This window comes from Oceaniradius stylonematis (assembly GCF_965223445.1).
GTDB classification, from domain to species: Bacteria; Pseudomonadota; Alphaproteobacteria; order Rhizobiales; family Rhizobiaceae; genus Roseitalea; species Roseitalea stylonematis.
The window spans coordinates 3,283,628-3,300,518 of sequence record NZ_OZ244994.1; the positions used below are offsets into that span (position 1 = coordinate 3,283,628).

Here is a 16,891-nt window from a genome sequence, read left to right on the forward strand (position 1 = left end):
TTTGTTCTTTGCATTCGACCGGCCGCTCGCCGATAACGCCCCGGGACCAACGACAACCGACCATCCGGGAGGCACTTCATCATGGCAGACCACACGCCGGGCTTCGAGACGCTCGCCATTCACGCGGGCGCGCAGCCCGATCCGACCACCAATGCGCGCATCACGCCGATCTATCAGACGACATCGTTCGTCTTCGACAGCGCCGACCATGCGGCACGGCTGTTCGGCCTTCAGGAATTCGGCAACATCTACACCCGCATCATGAACCCGACCAATGCGGTGCTCGAAGAGCGCGTCGCGGCGCTGGAGGGCGGCACCGCGGCGCTGGCGGTGGCATCGGGCCATGCCGCGCAGCTCCTGGTCTTCCACACGCTGATGAATTCCGGCGACAATTTCGTCGCCTCGACGCGCCTTTACGGCGGATCGATCAATCAGTTCGGCCAGGCCTTCAAGAATTTCGACTGGCAGGTCCGCTGGGCGGACATGGACGATGTTTCCACGCTGGAATCGCAGATCGACGACCGCACGCGCGCCGTGTTCGTGGAAAGCATCGCCAACCCCGGCGGCGTGATCACCGATATCGAGGCGGTTGCCAAGGTGGCGCACAAGCACGGCCTGCCGCTGATCGTCGACAACACAATGGCGACGCCATACCTGATCCGGCCGATCGAGCACGGCGCCGATATCGTCGTCCATTCGCTGACCAAGTTCATCGGCGGTCACGGCAACTCCATGGGCGGCATCATCGTCGATGGCGGCACATTCGACTGGTCGGCCTCGGGCAACTATCCGATGCTGTCGGCGCCGCGCGAGGAATATGGCGGCGTGGTGCTGCACGAAGCGCTCGGCAACATCGCCTTTGCCATCGCCTGCCGGGTGTTGGGCCTGCGCGACTTCGGCCCGGCGCTTTCTCCGTTCAACGCTTTCCAGATCCTGACCGGGCTCGAAACGCTGCCGCTGAGAATGCAGCGCCATTGCGACAATGCGCACGAGGTTGCCAAGCACCTCAACAAGCACGATGCCGTCGCCTGGGTCCGTTATGCCGGCCTGAAGGGCGACACCTACAAGGACCTGCAGAAGAAATATGCGCCCAAGGGCGGCGGATCGGTTTTCACCTTCGGCCTGAAGGGCGGCTACGAGGCGGGCGTCAAATTCGTCGAAGGCCTCGAACTGTTCTCGCACCTTGCCAATATCGGCGACACGCGCTCGCTGGTGATCCATCCGGCTTCGACCACCCACCGGCAATTGAGCGACGAGCAGCGTGACGCCGCCGGCGCGGGCAACGATGTGGTGCGCCTGTCGGTCGGCATCGAGAATGTCGATGACATCATCGCCGACATCGACCAGGCGCTGGCCAAGGCCGGCTGACCGGGCATCAGAACCGCTTGTTTAGAGGGCCGCCCATGTGCGGCCCTTTTTGGTTGCGCGTATTGACCTGCCGCAAGGCGGACGGAGCGGCGGGATGCTTTTGTGAACCCAGGAGACGCAGGAAAACGGGAGTGCGCCGATGCGCCATCAGATCATCGCTTTTTCCGCGACCGTGTTGGTGGCGGCAAGCCTGCCCGCGTTTGCCCAGTCCACCGACCCGGCGTGGCTCGATGCCGTCTCCGAGCAGTTGGCGCGAGACCAACAGTGCCAGGTCGAGTATTTCGTCAACATCCGTGAGGGCGAACTCGCCGGACGAAGAACGTTCGAGGCACGTGCCCAATGCCGGGACGGCCGACAGTTCGACGCGGCGCGCACCGAGCCGGAAGCCGAATTCACGCTCAAGATCTGCGAAGTCACGGTCTGCTGATCACCGCCAGCCAAGCACTGCGCGCTCCAGCCCGTGAAAATGGTAGGCGTCGGCATATCGCGGCGTCTCGGCAAAGCAGATGCCCGGCAGCCGCGCGAACAGGACCGACAGCGCTTCCTGCAGTTCGATGCGCGCCAGCGGCGCACCGATGCAGAAGTGAAGACCGGCGCCGAAGGTGACATTGGCCTGACCGGTCCGATACGGGTCGAACCTGTCCGGATCGGCAAAGCGGCGCGGGTCGCGGTTGGCCGCGCCGAGCAGCAGGCCGATCCGGTCGCCCTTCTTCAGCGCGACCATCGTGCCATCGGCTTCCAGTTCCATGTCTTCGAGCGCATAGCGCGTGAACATGTGCAGCGGCGCGTCATGGCGCAGGCACTCCTCTACCGTTGTCGCCGTCGCCTCGGCATCGGCAAAGAGCCCGCGTGGATCAAGCTTCGAAGCCAGGATCGAGCGCATCGCATTGCCGATCTGGTGCACGGTCGCTTCATGACCGGCATTGAGCAGCAGGATCACCGTCGACACCAGTTCGTCCACCGACAGCGTCTCGCCGTCATCTTCCGCAGCGATCAGCGCCGAAAGCAGATCGTCGCCCGGATCGGCGCGCTTTTCGGCGATCCGGGCGCGCAGGAAGCCGGCGAAATCGCGAGCAGCGGTGTTCGCCGCGATCTGGTCGCCCATCGGCGGGTCGAGCACATACATTTTGACGATCGCATGCGACCAGCCGAGCAGTTGCGGCCCGGCTTCCACCGGCACGCCCAGCAGGGTGCAGATCGTTGTCAGCGGGATGGGCGTTGCGTAGGCCGACAGCAATTCGACCTGTCCGTCGGCCTCGAACCCGTCGATCAAAGCATGGCAGAGCGCGTTGATCTGCGGGCGTAGCCGTTCCACCTGCCGCGCGACGAACGCCTTGGTGATCAGCCGCCTCAGCCGCGTATGCGCCGGCGGCTCCAACTCCAGGAGCGAGTGCCGTTCGACGGCGTCGAAATCGGCCAGATGCGCCGGGCGCGGCGGCCAGCCCAGTTCCTCGCGCGTGGCCACATGCAGCACCTGCCGGCCGAACCGCCGGTCGCGCAGGAGCCGATCGACGGTCTCATATCCGGCAAAGCACCAATGCCCGTATTCCTCCCAGAACAAAGCCTGACCATCGGCATGCCAGCGCCCGTAGGCGCGATAGACGTCCTGCACGAAGTGCGGATTGCGCGGGTCGACCGAACGTGCGCGCGGGCCGTTGCGTGGTGGGGTTCCGGCATTCACGATTGCGTGTCCCTGATGGCTTGGTCCGGCCGCGTTCTGCGGCGTTTTCCATCGCCGGGCAACCAATTGGGCGGCCTCTCTTGCGAACCGCCCGGTGCCCGCCCTATCTAGATGGCCAGTTTGACACTGATTCCCGCCGTCCTGCCCGCGTTTGCGCGGCAAAACCCCGAAAAAGGTGACGCATGCCAAGCCCGATCGATACCGTGATGAATCTCGTGCCCATGGTCGTCGAACAGACCAACCGTGGCGAGCGCGCCTATGACATCTTCTCGCGCCTGCTCAAGGAGCGCATCATCTTCATCACCGGCCCGATCGAGGACGGCATGGCGTCGCTGGTCTGCGCGCAGCTTCTGTTCCTCGAGGCCGACAATCCGAAAAAAGAGATCGCCATGTACATCAATTCGCCCGGCGGCGTCGTTACGGCCGGGCTGGCGATCTACGATACGATGCAGTTCATCAAGCCGCCCATTTCCACGCTGTGCACCGGCCAGGCCATGTCGATGGGCTCGTTCCTTCTTGCCGCCGGCGCCAAGGACATGCGCTTTGGCCTGCCCAACGCCAATGTGATGGTGCACCAGCCGTCCGGCGGTTATCAGGGTCAGGCGACCGACATTCTCATCCACGCCGAATTCACCCAGAAGCTGAAGCGCCGCCTGAACGAAATCTATGTCAAGCACACCGGTCAGGATTACGAGACAATCGAAAAGGCGCTCGAGCGCGACAATTTCATGAGCGCCGAGGAAGCCAGGGACTTCGGGCTCATCGACAAGGTGATCACCTCGCGCGAGGCGATGGAGAACGAAGCCAAGGGCGACTGAGCCGATAATGCGCGCCGGGTGCGGCACATTTGCCACGCATTGGTGATTGCTCTGGGCGCGCGACGCGCTAGGGTTCCTGTCCGGAGCGCTTGGCGCGTTAAGGTCTTGTTGACAAAGGCAGCCTTAGCCTTTGATGATTCGGGTGTCGGGTTTGTGTCTTTGCTGCTTGTGTATATGGTGCCGAAGGGTTTTGACCCCGGCGTGGTCTGAGTGCTCCGTGATTGCGCGATCGCCGGCCCGGCCAGGCAGGTGGCCGCCCAGGTTCGGCGCAGGAAAGGATAGACGATGAGCAAGGTTTCCTCGAGCGGTGGCGGCGGCGACGCCAAGAACACGCTCTATTGCTCATTCTGCGGCAAGAGCCAGCACGAGGTCCGCAAGCTGATTGCCGGGCCGACCGTGTTCATCTGCGATGAATGCGTCGAACTGTGCATGGACATCATCCGCGAGGAGAACAAGTCCTCGATATCCAAGTCCAAGGAAGGCGTACCCACGCCGCAGGAGATCCTGGGCGTCCTCGACGACTATGTGATCGGCCAGGAGCGCGCCAAGCGCATCCTTTCGGTTGCCGTCCACAACCACTACAAGCGCCTCGCCCATGCCGAGAAGAACGAGGATGTGGAGCTTGCCAAGTCCAACATCCTGCTCATCGGCCCGACCGGCTGCGGCAAGACGCTGCTCGCCCAGACGCTGGCGCGCATCATCGACGTGCCGTTCACGATGGCCGACGCGACCACGCTGACCGAGGCGGGCTATGTCGGCGAGGATGTCGAGAACATCATTTTGAAGCTGCTCCAGGCGTCCGACTACAATGTCGAGCGCGCCCAGCGCGGCATCGTCTATATCGACGAGATCGACAAGATTTCGCGCAAGTCGGACAATCCCTCGATCACCCGCGACGTGTCGGGCGAGGGCGTCCAGCAGGCGCTTTTGAAGATCATGGAAGGCACGGTCGCCTCGGTGCCGCCGCAGGGCGGACGCAAGCATCCGCAGCAGGAGTTCCTGCAGGTCGATACCGCCAACATCCTGTTCATCTCGGGCGGCGCTTTCGCCGGCCTAGACAAGATCATTTCCGACCGCGGCACCAACACGTCGATCGGATTTGCCGCCACCGTCGAGGCCGCCGACGAGCGCAAGACCGGCGAACTGTTCCGCAAGGTCGAGCCCGAAGACCTGTTGCGCTTCGGGCTGATCCCCGAGTTTGTCGGCCGCCTGCCGGTCTTGGCGACGCTTGAGGATCTCGATGAGGAAGCGCTGGTGCAAATCCTGACCGAGCCCAAGAATGCGCTCGTCAAGCAGTATCAGCGCCTGTTCGAGATGGAAAACGTGCAACTGACGTTCCACGAGGACGCCCTGCGGGCCATCGCCCGGCGCGCCATCGAGCGCAAGACCGGCGCGCGCGGCCTGCGCTCGATCATGGAAACGATCCTGCTCGACACCATGTTTGAGCTTCCGGCGCTGGAAGGCGTTCGCGAAGTCGTGATTTCGGACGAGGTCGTCACCGGCGGCGCGCGGCCGCTCTACATCTATTCCGACAAGGAAGACGAGGCCGAGGCCACCGCCGAGAGCGCGTGACGTTTTAGCCCGGCTGCCGGGGCCACCGGCCAGTGCATGAGTGAATCATCTTTGGGTTTCGCCGTCGCGGCACCATTGTCGCGATTGTGCGAATCTGCGTTCGGCGCGAAGGTGGACATCAGGGCCCGGCCGCAATGGTTGAAATGACGGTCTTCCGGCGCCAGTTAACCACCAGGGCATGACATGCCCGCACCTGCCGCCGGGACTTCGGTACGGCGGCCAATCCGGCATATGGCCGATATCGGCCAAAAGCCTTGAAAGGACGAAACGCATGACAGATGCAAACGAAACGGTGATGGCGGGTGGACCGGACGGGCTTTATGCCGTTCTTCCGCTGCGCGATATCGTCGTTTTCCCGCACATGATCGTGCCGCTCTTTGTCGGGCGGGACAAATCGATCCGTGCGCTTGAAGAGGTGATGGAGAACGATCGGCAGATCCTTCTCGCCACCCAGATGGATGCGGCCGACGACGATCCGTCCACCGATGCGATCTATACGACCGGCACGCTCGCCAACGTGCTGCAGCTTCTCAAGCTGCCCGACAACACGGTCAAGGTGCTTGTCGAGGGTGTAGAGCGCGTCGCCATCGAGCGGTTCTCCGACCGCGAAGACTATATGGAAGCGCAGGCCGTTGCGGTCGATGTACCCGATGAGGACGAGGTCGAAGTCGCAGCCCTCGCCCGTTCGGTGGTGGGCCAGTTCGAAGACTATGTGAAGCTCAACAAGAAGATTTCGCCCGACGTGGTCGGTGCGGTCGGCCAGATCGACGATCATGCCAAGCTGGCCGATACGGTCGCTTCGCATCTCGCCGTCAAGATCGGCGACAAGCAGGAGCTTCTCGAAACGTTGCCCGTCAAGGAGCGGCTGGAAAAGGCGCTCGGCCACATGGAGGCGGAAATTTCCGTCCTTCAGGTGGAAAAGCGCATCCGCAGCCGCGTCAAGCGGCAGATGGAGAAGACCCAGCGCGAATACTATCTCAACGAGCAGATGAAGGCGATCCAGAAGGAGCTGGGCGACGGCGAGGACGGTCAGGGCGAACTGGCCGAACTCGAAGAGCGCATCGAAAAGACCAAGCTCTCCAAGGAAGCGCGCGAAAAGACCGAGGCGGAGTTCAAGAAGCTCAAGCAGATGAGCCCGATGTCGGCCGAGGCCACCGTCGTGCGCAACTATCTGGACTGGATGCTCTCCATTCCCTGGGCCAAGAAGTCCAAGATCAAGTACGATCTGGAGCTGGCCGAAGAGGTGCTCGACACCGACCATTACGGCCTCGAAAAGGTCAAGGAACGGATCGTCGAATATCTCGCCGTGCAGAAGCGCCAGAAGAAGCTCAAGGGGCCGATCCTGTGCCTTGTCGGACCGCCCGGCGTGGGCAAGACCTCGCTCGCCAAGTCGATCGCCAAGGCGACCGGCCGCGAATATGTGCGCATGGCGCTTGGCGGCGTGCGTGACGAAGCGGAAATCCGCGGTCACCGGAGGACCTATATCGGCTCGATGCCCGGCAAGATCATCCAGTCGATGAAGAAGGCCAAGAAGTCCAACCCGCTCTTCCTGCTCGACGAGATCGACAAGATGGGCATGGATTTCCGCGGCGATCCGTCCTCGGCGCTGCTCGAGGTGCTCGATCCGGAACAGAACAACACCTTCATGGACCACTATCTGGAGGTGGAGTACGACCTGTCGAACGTGATGTTCATCACCACGGCCAACACGCTCAACATCCCCGCGCCGCTGATGGACCGGATGGAGATCATCCGCATCGCCGGCTACACCGAGGATGAAAAGGTCGAGATCGTCAACCGGCACCTGATGCCCAAGGCCATCCGCGACAATGCCCTCCAGGAAGGCGAGTTCGAGGTGACCGAGGCGGCCGTGCGGAAGATCGTCAGGCTCTACACCCGCGAGGCGGGCGTCCGTAATCTCGAGCGCGAACTGATGAAGCTCGCCCGCAAGGTCGTCACCGAAATCCTGCGCTCGGACGTCAAGACCGTCCGTGTCGATGAGGACAATCTGGACGACTATCTGGGCGTGCCGAAGTTCCGCTTCGGCGAGATCGACCAGGAGGATCAGGTCGGCGTCGTCACCGGGCTTGCCTGGACCGAGGTGGGCGGCGAACTGCTGACCATCGAGGGCGTCATGATGCCCGGCAAGGGCAAGATGACCGTCACCGGCAACCTCAAGGATGTGATGAAGGAATCGATTTCCGCCGCCGCATCCTATGTCCGGTCGCGGGCGATCGACTTCGGCATCGAGCCGCCCATCTTCGACAAGCGCGACATCCACGTGCACGTGCCCGAGGGCGCAACGCCCAAGGACGGGCCGTCGGCGGGCATTGCCATGGCGACGGCGATCGTCTCGGTGCTGACCGGCATCCCCGTGCGCAAGGATATCGCCATGACCGGCGAGATCACGCTACGGGGAAGGGTGCTGCCGATCGGCGGCCTCAAGGAGAAGCTGCTGGCCGCCGTGCGCGGCGGTATCACCAAGGTGCTGATCCCCCAGGACAATGCCAAGGACCTTGCCGACATTCCGGACAACGTCAAAAGCGTGCTGGAGATCATCCCGGTCGGTCACATCGGCGAGGTTCTGGACCATGCCCTGACATCCAAGCCCGAGCCGATCGAGTGGACCGAAGAGGACGAGAAGATGGCCGCGGCCGCGCTCGCCGCCTCGTCCGGTTCGGCGCCAAGCGTCGCCCACTGAGCCGCACAGGGCCTGCCAGACAATCCGAAAGGCGCCGTTTCGACGGCGCCTTTTTTGATTTGTGCACCTCAAGCGCGTGATTTTGTGTTGAATTCCGCCGATTGCCGATCGTTTGACGCCTAAATGCTTAGGAATCGCCCAGATTCCGGCTAGTGTCGCGCCATCGTGACGATGGGTAAGCGATTCGCGCCCGCGCCGAACAATTCCGAACGAGGGGAGATCACCCATGAACAAGAATGAACTCGCAGCAGCCGTCGCCGACAAGGCCGGCCTTGCCAAGGGCGACGCAGCGTCGGCCGTCGATGCCGTGTTTGCAACCATCACCGAGACCCTGTCGTCGGGCGGCGATGTCCGCGTGCTTGGATTCGGCAATTTCGTCGTCCAGCAGCGCGCCGCCACGACCGGCCGCAACCCGATGACCGGCGCCGCTGTCGATATTCCGGCCAAGCGCGTTCCGAAGTTCTCCGCCGGCAAGGCACTCAAGGAAGCCGTCAACAGCTGACGTGTCTCGCGCCGGCTCAGGCCGGTCGATGCGAAAACGACCAAGCCGTCCGGGCCACCGGGCGGCTTTTTTCGTTGGGGCGGTCGCTGAAACTCCGCCGACCGCTTGACGTTTGGCAGGATAGTGGTGGGCGATGAGAGACTCGAACTCCCGACATCTTCGGTGTAAACGAAGCGCTCTACCAGCTGAGCTAATCGCCCCCTGCGCAACCTTTGTGCGCCGTTCCGATCTAATGGGCGCGGGGCGCACATGCAAGCGCCGTCGCGCGCCCGGCGCGGCCGCCGACAATCGCCTTCCGGACCGCTTGACACCATCGGCCCTTCCACTTAAGTGACCCGAACGCCGGCCATGCCGGCGGCCAGCAAATGCGGGTGTAGCTCAGTTGGTTAGAGTGCCGGCCTGTCACGCCGGAGGTCGCGGGTTCGAGCCCCGTCACTCGCGCCATTTGCTGTCAAAGTCCGGTGGCCTCTATTGATCCGGCCTCCACTTTTCGAACTCCCAAGACACGTTTGTTTCCAAAGCATTTTTCGCGTTGGCTGGGCCGCGCGCCAGCGCGCAGATATCCCAATGTGCCAGGCGAGACCGAGGCGGAAAAAGCGCTAGCGCGAAATCGGTATTGGCCACCCGTCCGCACCCTTGCGCGCGGCTCGGCAAACCGATAACTGCCCCTGCAAGACAAAAAGGGCGTTCGGCTTGTGCCCCGTGCGGCTTTCGGCCATATGGTGCGGCGCGGGAAATCGGGCTAAGACGCCGATAAACGTTCATCGGGGTTTGCACACATGGAAGCCGTCGTCGCCTCCTATCTGCCCATCATCATCTTTCTGCTCGTCTGTATCGGCATCGGCGCGGCGCTTCTGATCGCGCCGTTCATCGTTGCCTATCAGAGCCCGGACCCCGAAAAACTGTCCGCCTATGAATGCGGCTTCAACGCGTTCGACGATGCGCGCATGAAGTTCGACGTGCGTTTCTATCTCGTCGCCATCCTGTTCATCATCTTCGATCTCGAAGTGGCTTTCCTGTTTCCCTGGGCGGTGTCGTTCGGCGAACTGGGCATGTTCGGTTTCTGGTCGATGATGGTGTTTCTGGGCGTTCTGACGGTCGGCTTTATCTATGAATGGCGCAAGGGAGCGCTGGAATGGGATTGAACGACGACCAGACCCTCGTCGCCCCGCAGCCCAAGGGCATCATCGATCCGAAAACCGGCAAGCCGGTCGGCGCGGACGATTCCTTTTTCGGCGAGATTGACAATGAACTGGCCGACAAGGGCTTTCTGGTCACCTCGACCGACGAACTGATCAACTGGGCGCGCACCGGCTCGCTGATGTGGATGACGTTCGGGCTCGCCTGCTGCGCGGTCGAGATGATGCACACATCCATGCCGCGCTACGATGCAGAGCGCTTTGGCGTCGCCCCGCGTGCCTCGCCGCGCCAGTCCGACGTGATGATCGTCGCCGGCACGCTGACCAACAAGATGGCGCCGGCGCTGCGCAAGGTCTACGACCAGATGCCCGAGCCGCGTTACGTCATCTCGATGGGCTCGTGCGCCAATGGCGGCGGCTATTACCACTATTCCTATTCGGTGGTGCGCGGCTGCGACCGCATCGTGCCGGTCGACATTTATGTGCCCGGGTGCCCGCCCACGGCCGAGGCGCTGCTGTACGGCATATTGATGCTGCAGAAGAAAATCCGCCGCACCGGCACGATCGAGCGCTGACGGCGTATCGGCGGCGGCACGACAGGGAAGCCATGCATGGCCACGCTTGAAAATCTAGATGATCTGGCGACTGCCGTTTCCGATGCGTTGGGCGAGATCGGCTACGAGCCGGCGATGGCACACGGCGAACTGACCATCACGGTTGCCATCGAGGACATTGTCGCCGTGCTGACGCGGCTGCGCGACTCGATGCAGACGCGGTTCGTCTCGTTCATCGACATTTCGGGTGCCGACTATCCGGCGCGCGACAAGCGGTTCGACGTGGTCTACCACCTTTTGAGCCCGACGCTGAACCAGCGCCTTCGGGTCAAGCTGATGACCGACGAGGAAACGCCCGTGCCGTCGGTGACCGGCGTTTATCCGGGCGCCAACTGGTTCGAGCGCGAGGCCTACGATCTCTACGGCATCCTGTTCACCGGCCATCCCGACCTGCGGCGCCTTCTGACCGATTACGGTTTCGAGGGCCATCCGCTGCGCAAGGACTTCCCGCTCACCGGTTTTGTCGAGGTGCGCTACGACGACGAGGCCAAGCGCGTCGTCAACGAGCCGGTCAGCCTGCGACAGGAATTCCGCGACTTTGATTTTCTTTCCCCCTGGGAGGGCACAGACTATGTGCTTCCCGGCGACGAGAAGGCCGACGGCAAGTGACCGAACACAACGTCCGCAACTTCAACATCAATTTCGGCCCGCAGCATCCGGCGGCGCACGGCGTTCTGCGCCTGGTGCTGGAACTGGACGGCGAGGTCTGCGAGCGCGTCGATCCCCATATCGGCCTTTTGCATCGCGGCACCGAAAAACTGATCGAGGCCAAGACTTATTTGCAGGCCGTGCCCTATTTCGACCGGCTCGACTATGTCGCGCCGATGAACCAGGAGCACGCTTTCGCGCTCGCCGTCGAACGGCTTCTGGAGATTGAGGTGCCGCGGCGCGGCCAGCTCATCCGCGTCCTTTATTCCGAGATTGGTCGCATCCTGTCGCATCTTCTGAACATCACCACGCAGGCGCTCGATGTCGGTGCACTGACCCCGCCGCTCTGGGGATTTGAAGAGCGCGAAAAGCTGATGATGTTCTATGAGCGGGCCTGCGGCGCGCGCCTGCATGCCGCCTATTTCCGCCCTGGCGGCGTGCATCAGGACCTGCCGCCCGAACTGGTTCAGGACATTGGAGACTGGATCGATCCGTTCCTCAAGGTTGTCGACGAAATCGACGGGCTTCTGACCGAAAACCGCATCTTCAAGCAGCGCAATGTCGATATCGGCGTCGTCGATCTGGACGATGCGTGGGCCTGGGGTTTCTCCGGCGTCATGGTGCGCGGATCGGGCGCCAAATGGGACTTGCGACGCTCGCAGCCCTACGAATGCTACGAGGAAATGGAATTCCAGATCCCGATCGGCAAGAACGGAGACTGTTTCGACCGTTATCTCATCCGCATGGAGGAGATGCGGCAGTCTGCCTCGATCATGCGCCAGTGCGTGGACAAGCTGCAGAGCGCGGACGGGCAGGGCCCCATCTCCAACACCGACGGCAAGATCGTGCCGCCCAAGCGCGGCGAGATGAAGCGCTCGATGGAAGCGCTGATCCACCACTTCAAGCTCTACACCGAGGGATACAAGGTGCCCGAGGGCGAGGTCTATGCGGCGGTCGAGGCGCCCAAGGGCGAGTTCGGCGTCTATCTGGTCTCCGACGGGTCCAACAAGCCCTACCGCTGCAAGCTGCGCGCGCCGGGCTTTGCCCATCTGCAGGCCATGGACTTCATTTGCCGGGGCCACATGCTGGCCGACGTCTCGGCGGTCCTGGGTTCGCTCGACATCGTGTTCGGAGAGGTCGACCGGTGACGGCATTGGTCGCACTGCTGGTGGTCGGCGGGGCAGCCTTCTTTTTCGTCGTGCTGCCCATCGTGGGGCAGGCGTTGAAGCATGCGCGCCCGATGGCCGAGGCCGACATGTTCAATCAAACCGATATGCACAAGAGTGTCATCGGCTTTGGCGCCGCCATCTCCTGGCTTTTTGTCTGGCTTGAGCGGTTCGGCACGCAGCTGTTGAACCTGGCGTCGCGCGTTTGGGGGTTTGTCGGGTTCGTGATGGGCGTCTTGGTCTCGCTGTTCGCGCCCGAAATCAGAGCATTTTTGGGGATTGCCTAATGTCCGTTCGCCGTCTTGCCGAAGACACCGTCCAGCCGGAAGGCTTCAGGTTCGACCGTGCGCGGTCGGCCGAAGCCAAGGTCTGGATCAAGAAATATCCCAAGGGCCGCCAGCAGTCGGCGGTGATCCCTTTGCTGATGCTCGCCCAGGATCAGGAAGGCTGGGTCACCAGGGCATCCATCGAGCACATCGCCGAAATGCTCGACATGCCGCTGATCCGCGTGATGGAGGTTGCCACCTTCTACACCCAGTTCATGCTGCAGCCGGTCGGCACCAGGGCCCATATCCAGGTGTGCGGCACGACGCCGTGCATGCTGCGCGGCGCCGAGGATCTGATGAAGATCTGCCAGCGCAAGATCAACGAGCGGCAGTTCCACCGCAACGCGGACGGCACGCTCTCCTGGGAAGAGGTCGAGTGCCAGGGCGCCTGCGTGAACGCGCCTATGGTGATGATCGGGCGCGATGCCTATGAAGACCTGACGCCGGAACGGCTCGAAGAGATCATCGACGCGTTCGAGGCCGGCAAGGGCGACACGATCACGCCCGGCCCGCAGATCGACCGCGTCTTTGCGGCGCCGGTTACCGGCCTGACCAGCCTTCTCGACGACGTAAAACCGGCCTCGGGCAAGCGCGCGAAGGCATCGGCGAAAGCAGGCGGCAAGGCGTCCAAATCTGCGGGCACGTCCGGTGCCGCAACCAGGACCGGCGCTCGCAAGGTGAGCTCCACCGCCGAAATCGCCAAGACGGCGAGCGCGGTGCGCCCCAAGCGCAAGCCGCCGGCGAAGACCGTCGAGGGCGGCAATTCGACAATGAAGCTGGCCGCCACCGCCTCGGGGCGCGCCAAGCCGCCGGCAAAATCGGCCAAAGCCGCGCCGACCGCCAAGGACGCCGCAACGACCAAGGGCGCCACAACGGATGCCGGCAAAACCGGACTGGACGACAAGAACCGGCCGCCCGTGATCGACAAGCCCGCGCAGCCCGACGATCTGAAGCTGATTTCCGGCGTCGGCCCCAAGCTGGAGGGCACGCTTCATTCGCTGGGCATCTACACGTTCGCGCAGGTTGCAAAGTGGAAGAAGGCCGAACGCGAATGGGTCGACGGCTATCTGAAGTTCAAGGGACGGATCGACCGCGACGACTGGGTCAAACAGGCGAAGGTCTTGGCCAAGGGCGGCGTAGACGAATATGTTCGGGTCTTCGGCAAGAAGCCGCGCTAGGAGTGCATGATGCTCGCTGACAAGGACCGCATTTTCACCAACATTTACGGCCTGCGCGACAAGTCGCTCAAGGGCGCGATGAGCCGTGGACACTGGGACGGCACCAGGGCGCTGATCGACAAGGGCCGCGACTGGGTGATTTCCGAGATGAAGGCTTCGGGCCTGCGCGGCCGCGGCGGCGCCGGTTTCCCGACCGGGCTCAAATGGTCGTTCATGCCCAAGGAAGTGGGCGAACGGCCGCATTACCTTGTCGTCAATGCCGACGAATCCGAGCCCGGCACCTGCAAGGACCGCGAAATCCTGCGCCACGATCCGCACACGCTGATCGAGGGTTGTGTGATCGCCGGTTTCGCCATGAATGCCCATGTCGCCTACATCTATGTGCGCGGCGAGTTCATGCGCGAGCGCGAGGCGCTGCAGGCCGCGATCGACGAGTGCTACGAGGCCGGCCTTCTGGGCAGGAACAACAAGTGCGGCTGGGACATGGACGTCTACGTCCATCATGGCGCCGGCGCGTATATTTGCGGTGAGGAAACCGCGCTTCTCGAGAGCCTAGAAGGCAAGAAGGGCCAGCCGCGCCTGAAGCCGCCGTTCCCGGCCAATGTCGGCCTCTATGGCTGTCCGACGACAGTCAACAATGTGGAGTCAATCGCCGTCGCGCCGACGATCCTGCGGCGCGGTGCCGGCTGGTTCGCCGGGCTTGGCAAGGAAAACAACACCGGCACGAAGCTGTTCTGCATCTCCGGCCACATCAACGCGCCGTGCACGGTCGAAGAGGAAATGTCGATCCCGTTCCGCGAACTGATCGACCGCCATTGCGGCGGCGTTCGCGGCGGGTGGGACAATCTGCTGGCCGTCATTCCCGGTGGCTCGTCGGTGCCGCTGGTCCCGGCCGAGCAGATCATCGATGCGCCGATGGATTTCGACTCGCTTCGCGGGCTGCAATCGGGTCTCGGCACGGCGGCCGTGATTGTGATGGACAAGTCGACCGACATCGTCAAAGCGATCGCGCGGCTCTCCTACTTCTACAAGCACGAGAGCTGCGGCCAGTGCACGCCCTGCCGCGAGGGTACCGGCTGGATGTGGCGGGTGATGGAGCGCATGGTGGTCGGCAACGCCCACAAGCGCGAGATCGACATGCTGCTGGATGTCACCAAGCAGGTGGAAGGCCACACGATCTGCGCTCTGGGTGACGCTGCGGCCTGGCCGATTCAGGGGCTGATCCGGCACTTCAGGCCCGAGATCGAGCGGCGGATCGACGAGTTTTCCCACAATTCGCACCAGACCAGACCGGTTCTGGAGGCGGCGGAGTAGCTTTTTTCCGCGATTTATGCTGCAATGCAACAAATGAGGCCGGACACGCGCCTAATGTCGTGCTGACAGGGCCGCGTGTTTCAGCATAGAAGACGACAATGAGACCGGAACCGGTCCGGCCGTGCGGCGCTTTTGCGGCGACGCGGCAAGAGGAAACACCACGGAACGGCGGACGCAAGCGACTTTGAGGAGAAAACCGATGTCGATGTTTCCGTTCGCAGAGAACATGATCAGCCCGCAGGCGAAGGAAAACCCGTTTCTGGCGCTGATGCCGGGCATGGAGCCGCTGCAGAAGACCACCGAGAGCTTCATGAAAGGTATGGGTGTGTCCAATATGCCCAAGCTTCCGCCCATGCCGTTCTCGCCGATGATGGCGGACGCTGACGCGATCGAAGCCAACATCGAAACGATGATGAAGGCCGTCCCCGGCTTTGAAGGCATGCCCAATCTGGCCACCCACCCGATGGCGGCCATGGCGGCGGGTGCGGCCGTCTCGATGGGCGCGACCAGCCAGATGATGGGCACCATGTTCGGCGCAATGACCGGCATGATGGACAATGCCGTGCGGATGCAGAAGGCAACGCGCGACATCTCGCCCTTCGCGCCGCCGGCGCTCGACGGCGTCAACCCGCTGAAATTCGAATGGTCCTTCGGCACGGGTGAAGCAACCGCCGAAGCCAAGGCGCCGGCTGCCAAGACCGCGGCCACGCCGGCGCCGAAGCGCAAGGCCGAGACGGCCGTCAAGACGGCGGTTGCCGCCAAGGCGAAACCGGCCGCCAAAGCCGCGCCCAAGTCCGGCATGAAGGCCGACGCAACGGCCGCCCCCAAGCCGGTCAAGGCACCCAAGGTGAAGGCCGCCGCGCCGGCGCCCGCAGCCGCGCCCAAGGCGTCCGCCAAGAAAGCCAACGGCACCGCCGAGGCCAAGGCTGCCGAGACATCGGTCGTCCGGCTGGTGCCGTCCGCCGAGCCGGTGGCGTCCGTGCCCGCACGCCCGGGCGGACCCGCATCGGCGGCTGACATCATGCCCGAGGACTTCAAGCAGCCCTCCAAGGCGGAAAAGCCGGCCAAACCGGACGACCTGAAGATGATTGCCGGCGTCGGCCCCAAGCTTGAATCTGTGCTCAACGGCCTTGGCATCTGGACCTTCGGGCAGATCGCCGAGTGGACCGCCAACGAAGTCGCCTGGGTGGATGACTATCTGCAGTTCAAGGGCCGTATCGAACGTGACGACTGGATCGCGCAGGCTGCCGCGCTCGCCGAGGGCGGCCGCGACGAATATGTCAAAAAGTTCGGCAAGGAGCCGCGCTGAGACGGACCCATCGGCCCGGGCGCCCAGGCGTCCGGGCCGGCCCATTGACCGGCCCGCGACAGAAGGCCGGCAGGACACGGAGGAAGGCTCGTGCTTCTGGCCGAGGCCAACATTGCCCGCGCGAAGCATCCGCTCGACGACCCGGCCATGGCCGGCTTCGTGCAACGCCTAGATGCGGTCAACGCGGTTGCCGACCGGTCGCCCGGTTTCGTCTGGCGCTTCCAGGGCGCCGATCTTGCCGCGCTCGGCAGACGCCTGTTCGGCAATCCACGCGTCATCCTGAACCTGAGCGTCTGGCAAACGCCGGCCGACCTCGAACATTATGTGTGGAACACCGTCCACAAGCAGGTCTATCGCCGCAAGGCCGAATGGTTTGATGCGATCGCATCACACCATTTTGCCATGTGGTGGGTGGAGGATGGGCATCGACCTTCGCCTCTGGAGGCGCGCGAACGGCTTGACCATTTGGCCCGGCACGGCAATACGGACCATGCGTTCGACTGGGCGCATCTGCCGCACGGCAAGCTGTGGCAAGACCAGCGCTGCGCGTGAGAC

Annotated in this window: 16 protein-coding genes and 2 tRNA genes; 16 read left to right on the forward strand and 2 right to left on the reverse strand. The window is 63.2% G+C overall.

Features of this window, described 5'->3' with window-relative positions; genetic code table 11:
• Nucleotides 1–81 precede the first annotated feature (81 nt).
• Together ACOQOU_RS16200 and ACOQOU_RS16205 are read left to right on the forward strand one after the other, a co-directional pair.
• The gene (locus ACOQOU_RS16200; protein ID WP_306024707.1) at nt 82–1,368 is read left to right on the forward strand and encodes an O-acetylhomoserine aminocarboxypropyltransferase; all 1,287 of its coding nucleotides are present in this window, start codon (nt 82–84) and stop codon (nt 1,366–1,368) included.
• A gap of 139 nt (nt 1,369–1,507) precedes the next feature.
• Nucleotides 1,508–1,795: a hypothetical protein gene (locus ACOQOU_RS16205; RefSeq protein WP_306024708.1), complete on the forward strand. Its 288-nt coding sequence runs from the start codon at nt 1,508–1,510 to the stop codon at nt 1,793–1,795.
• On the opposite strand, the gene ACOQOU_RS16210 is transcribed toward ACOQOU_RS16205, so the two are convergent.
• On the reverse strand, nt 1,796–3,049 hold the full coding sequence (locus tag ACOQOU_RS16210) for a cytochrome P450 (RefSeq protein WP_306024709.1): 1,254 nt from the start codon (nt 3,047–3,049) through the stop codon (nt 1,796–1,798).
• A 182-nt stretch (nt 3,050–3,231) separates the two neighbouring features.
• Between ACOQOU_RS16210 and ACOQOU_RS16215 the strand changes: the two genes are divergently transcribed.
• From ACOQOU_RS16215 to ACOQOU_RS16230, 4 genes are all read left to right on the forward strand, one after another.
• Nucleotides 3,232–3,867 carry an ATP-dependent Clp protease proteolytic subunit gene (locus ACOQOU_RS16215; RefSeq protein WP_109765968.1) on the forward strand — a complete coding sequence of 212 codons (636 nt, stop codon included), beginning with the start codon at nt 3,232–3,234 and terminating at the stop codon, nt 3,865–3,867.
• 285 nt (nt 3,868–4,152) lie between these two features.
• Complete coding sequence (gene clpX, locus ACOQOU_RS16220) at nt 4,153–5,439, forward strand: ATP-dependent Clp protease ATP-binding subunit ClpX (protein WP_109765969.1); 1,287 nt, start codon at nt 4,153–4,155, stop codon at nt 5,437–5,439.
• 271 nt (nt 5,440–5,710) lie between these two features.
• Entirely contained in the window at nt 5,711–8,140 is a 2,430-nt protein-coding gene (gene lon, locus ACOQOU_RS16225) for an endopeptidase La (RefSeq protein ID WP_306024710.1), read from the forward strand.
• Nucleotides 8,141–8,366: 226 nt separating this feature from the next.
• Complete coding sequence (locus tag ACOQOU_RS16230) at nt 8,367–8,642, forward strand: HU family DNA-binding protein (protein ID WP_109765970.1); 276 nt, start codon at nt 8,367–8,369, stop codon at nt 8,640–8,642.
• Nucleotides 8,643–8,766: 124 nt separating this feature from the next.
• On the opposite strand, the gene ACOQOU_RS16235 is transcribed toward ACOQOU_RS16230, so the two are convergent.
• A tRNA-Val gene (locus ACOQOU_RS16235) sits at nt 8,767–8,842 on the reverse strand.
• 167 nt (nt 8,843–9,009) lie between these two features.
• Here ACOQOU_RS16235 and ACOQOU_RS16240 point away from each other — a divergent pair.
• The 10 genes from ACOQOU_RS16240 (at nt 9,010) to ACOQOU_RS16285 (ending at nt 16,888) form a co-directional block, all read left to right on the forward strand.
• Nucleotides 9,010–9,086: transfer RNA gene (locus tag ACOQOU_RS16240), tRNA-Asp, on the forward strand.
• A 335-nt stretch (nt 9,087–9,421) separates the two neighbouring features.
• Nucleotides 9,422–9,787: an NADH-quinone oxidoreductase subunit A gene (locus ACOQOU_RS16245; RefSeq protein ID WP_109765972.1), complete on the forward strand. Its 366-nt coding sequence runs from the start codon at nt 9,422–9,424 to the stop codon at nt 9,785–9,787.
• Entirely contained in the window at nt 9,778–10,356 is a 579-nt protein-coding gene (locus ACOQOU_RS16250; protein ID WP_306024711.1) for a NuoB/complex I 20 kDa subunit family protein, read from the forward strand. The genes ACOQOU_RS16245 and ACOQOU_RS16250 overlap by 10 nt, the downstream gene beginning before the upstream one ends.
• Before the next feature lie 36 nt (nt 10,357–10,392).
• Entirely contained in the window at nt 10,393–11,004 is a 612-nt protein-coding gene (locus tag ACOQOU_RS16255; protein WP_109765974.1) for an NADH-quinone oxidoreductase subunit C, read from the forward strand.
• Entirely contained in the window at nt 11,001–12,191 is a 1,191-nt protein-coding gene (locus ACOQOU_RS16260; RefSeq protein WP_109765975.1) for an NADH-quinone oxidoreductase subunit D, read from the forward strand. Before ACOQOU_RS16255 ends, ACOQOU_RS16260 begins: the two co-directional genes overlap by 4 nt.
• Nucleotides 12,188–12,496 carry a hypothetical protein gene (locus tag ACOQOU_RS16265; RefSeq protein ID WP_306024712.1) on the forward strand — a complete coding sequence of 103 codons (309 nt, stop codon included), beginning with the start codon at nt 12,188–12,190 and terminating at the stop codon, nt 12,494–12,496. The genes ACOQOU_RS16260 and ACOQOU_RS16265 overlap by 4 nt, the downstream gene beginning before the upstream one ends.
• Nucleotides 12,496–13,713 (forward strand): NADH-quinone oxidoreductase subunit E, encoded by a 1,218-nt coding sequence (locus tag ACOQOU_RS16270; RefSeq protein ID WP_306024713.1) that lies wholly within the window; start codon nt 12,496–12,498, stop codon nt 13,711–13,713. The genes ACOQOU_RS16265 and ACOQOU_RS16270 overlap by 1 nt, the downstream gene beginning before the upstream one ends.
• Nucleotides 13,714–13,722: 9 nt before the next feature.
• The gene (gene nuoF, locus ACOQOU_RS16275; protein WP_109766170.1) at nt 13,723–15,027 is read left to right on the forward strand and encodes an NADH-quinone oxidoreductase subunit NuoF; all 1,305 of its coding nucleotides are present in this window, start codon (nt 13,723–13,725) and stop codon (nt 15,025–15,027) included.
• Between the two features lie 199 nt (nt 15,028–15,226).
• Nucleotides 15,227–16,336, forward strand: a complete 1,110-nt coding sequence (locus ACOQOU_RS16280) for a hypothetical protein (protein ID WP_306024714.1) — start codon at nt 15,227–15,229, stop codon at nt 16,334–16,336.
• 90 nt (nt 16,337–16,426) lie between these two features.
• Nucleotides 16,427–16,888 (forward strand): DUF3291 domain-containing protein, encoded by a 462-nt coding sequence (locus tag ACOQOU_RS16285; RefSeq protein WP_306024715.1) that lies wholly within the window; start codon nt 16,427–16,429, stop codon nt 16,886–16,888.
• The last annotated feature ends 3 nt before the right edge of the window (nt 16,889–16,891 follow it).

Coding starts and splice junctions, on each gene's coding strand:
- ACOQOU_RS16230 (WP_109765970.1), top strand. CDS start 8,367: ATGAACAAGAATGAACTCGCAGCAGCCGTCGCCGACAAGGCCGGCCTT.
- lon (WP_306024710.1), top strand. CDS start 5,711: ATGACAGATGCAAACGAAACGGTGATGGCGGGTGGACCGGACGGGCTT.
- ACOQOU_RS16205 (WP_306024708.1), top strand. CDS start 1,508: ATGCGCCATCAGATCATCGCTTTTTCCGCGACCGTGTTGGTGGCGGCA.
- ACOQOU_RS16270 (WP_306024713.1), top strand. CDS start 12,496: ATGTCCGTTCGCCGTCTTGCCGAAGACACCGTCCAGCCGGAAGGCTTC.
- ACOQOU_RS16200 (WP_306024707.1), top strand. CDS start 82: ATGGCAGACCACACGCCGGGCTTCGAGACGCTCGCCATTCACGCGGGC.
- clpX (WP_109765969.1), top strand. CDS start 4,153: ATGAGCAAGGTTTCCTCGAGCGGTGGCGGCGGCGACGCCAAGAACACG.
- nuoF (WP_109766170.1), top strand. CDS start 13,723: ATGCTCGCTGACAAGGACCGCATTTTCACCAACATTTACGGCCTGCGC.
- ACOQOU_RS16250 (WP_306024711.1), top strand. CDS start 9,778: ATGGGATTGAACGACGACCAGACCCTCGTCGCCCCGCAGCCCAAGGGC.
- ACOQOU_RS16280 (WP_306024714.1), top strand. CDS start 15,227: ATGTCGATGTTTCCGTTCGCAGAGAACATGATCAGCCCGCAGGCGAAG.
- ACOQOU_RS16245 (WP_109765972.1), top strand. CDS start 9,422: ATGGAAGCCGTCGTCGCCTCCTATCTGCCCATCATCATCTTTCTGCTC.
- ACOQOU_RS16215 (WP_109765968.1), top strand. CDS start 3,232: ATGCCAAGCCCGATCGATACCGTGATGAATCTCGTGCCCATGGTCGTC.
- ACOQOU_RS16255 (WP_109765974.1), top strand. CDS start 10,393: ATGGCCACGCTTGAAAATCTAGATGATCTGGCGACTGCCGTTTCCGAT.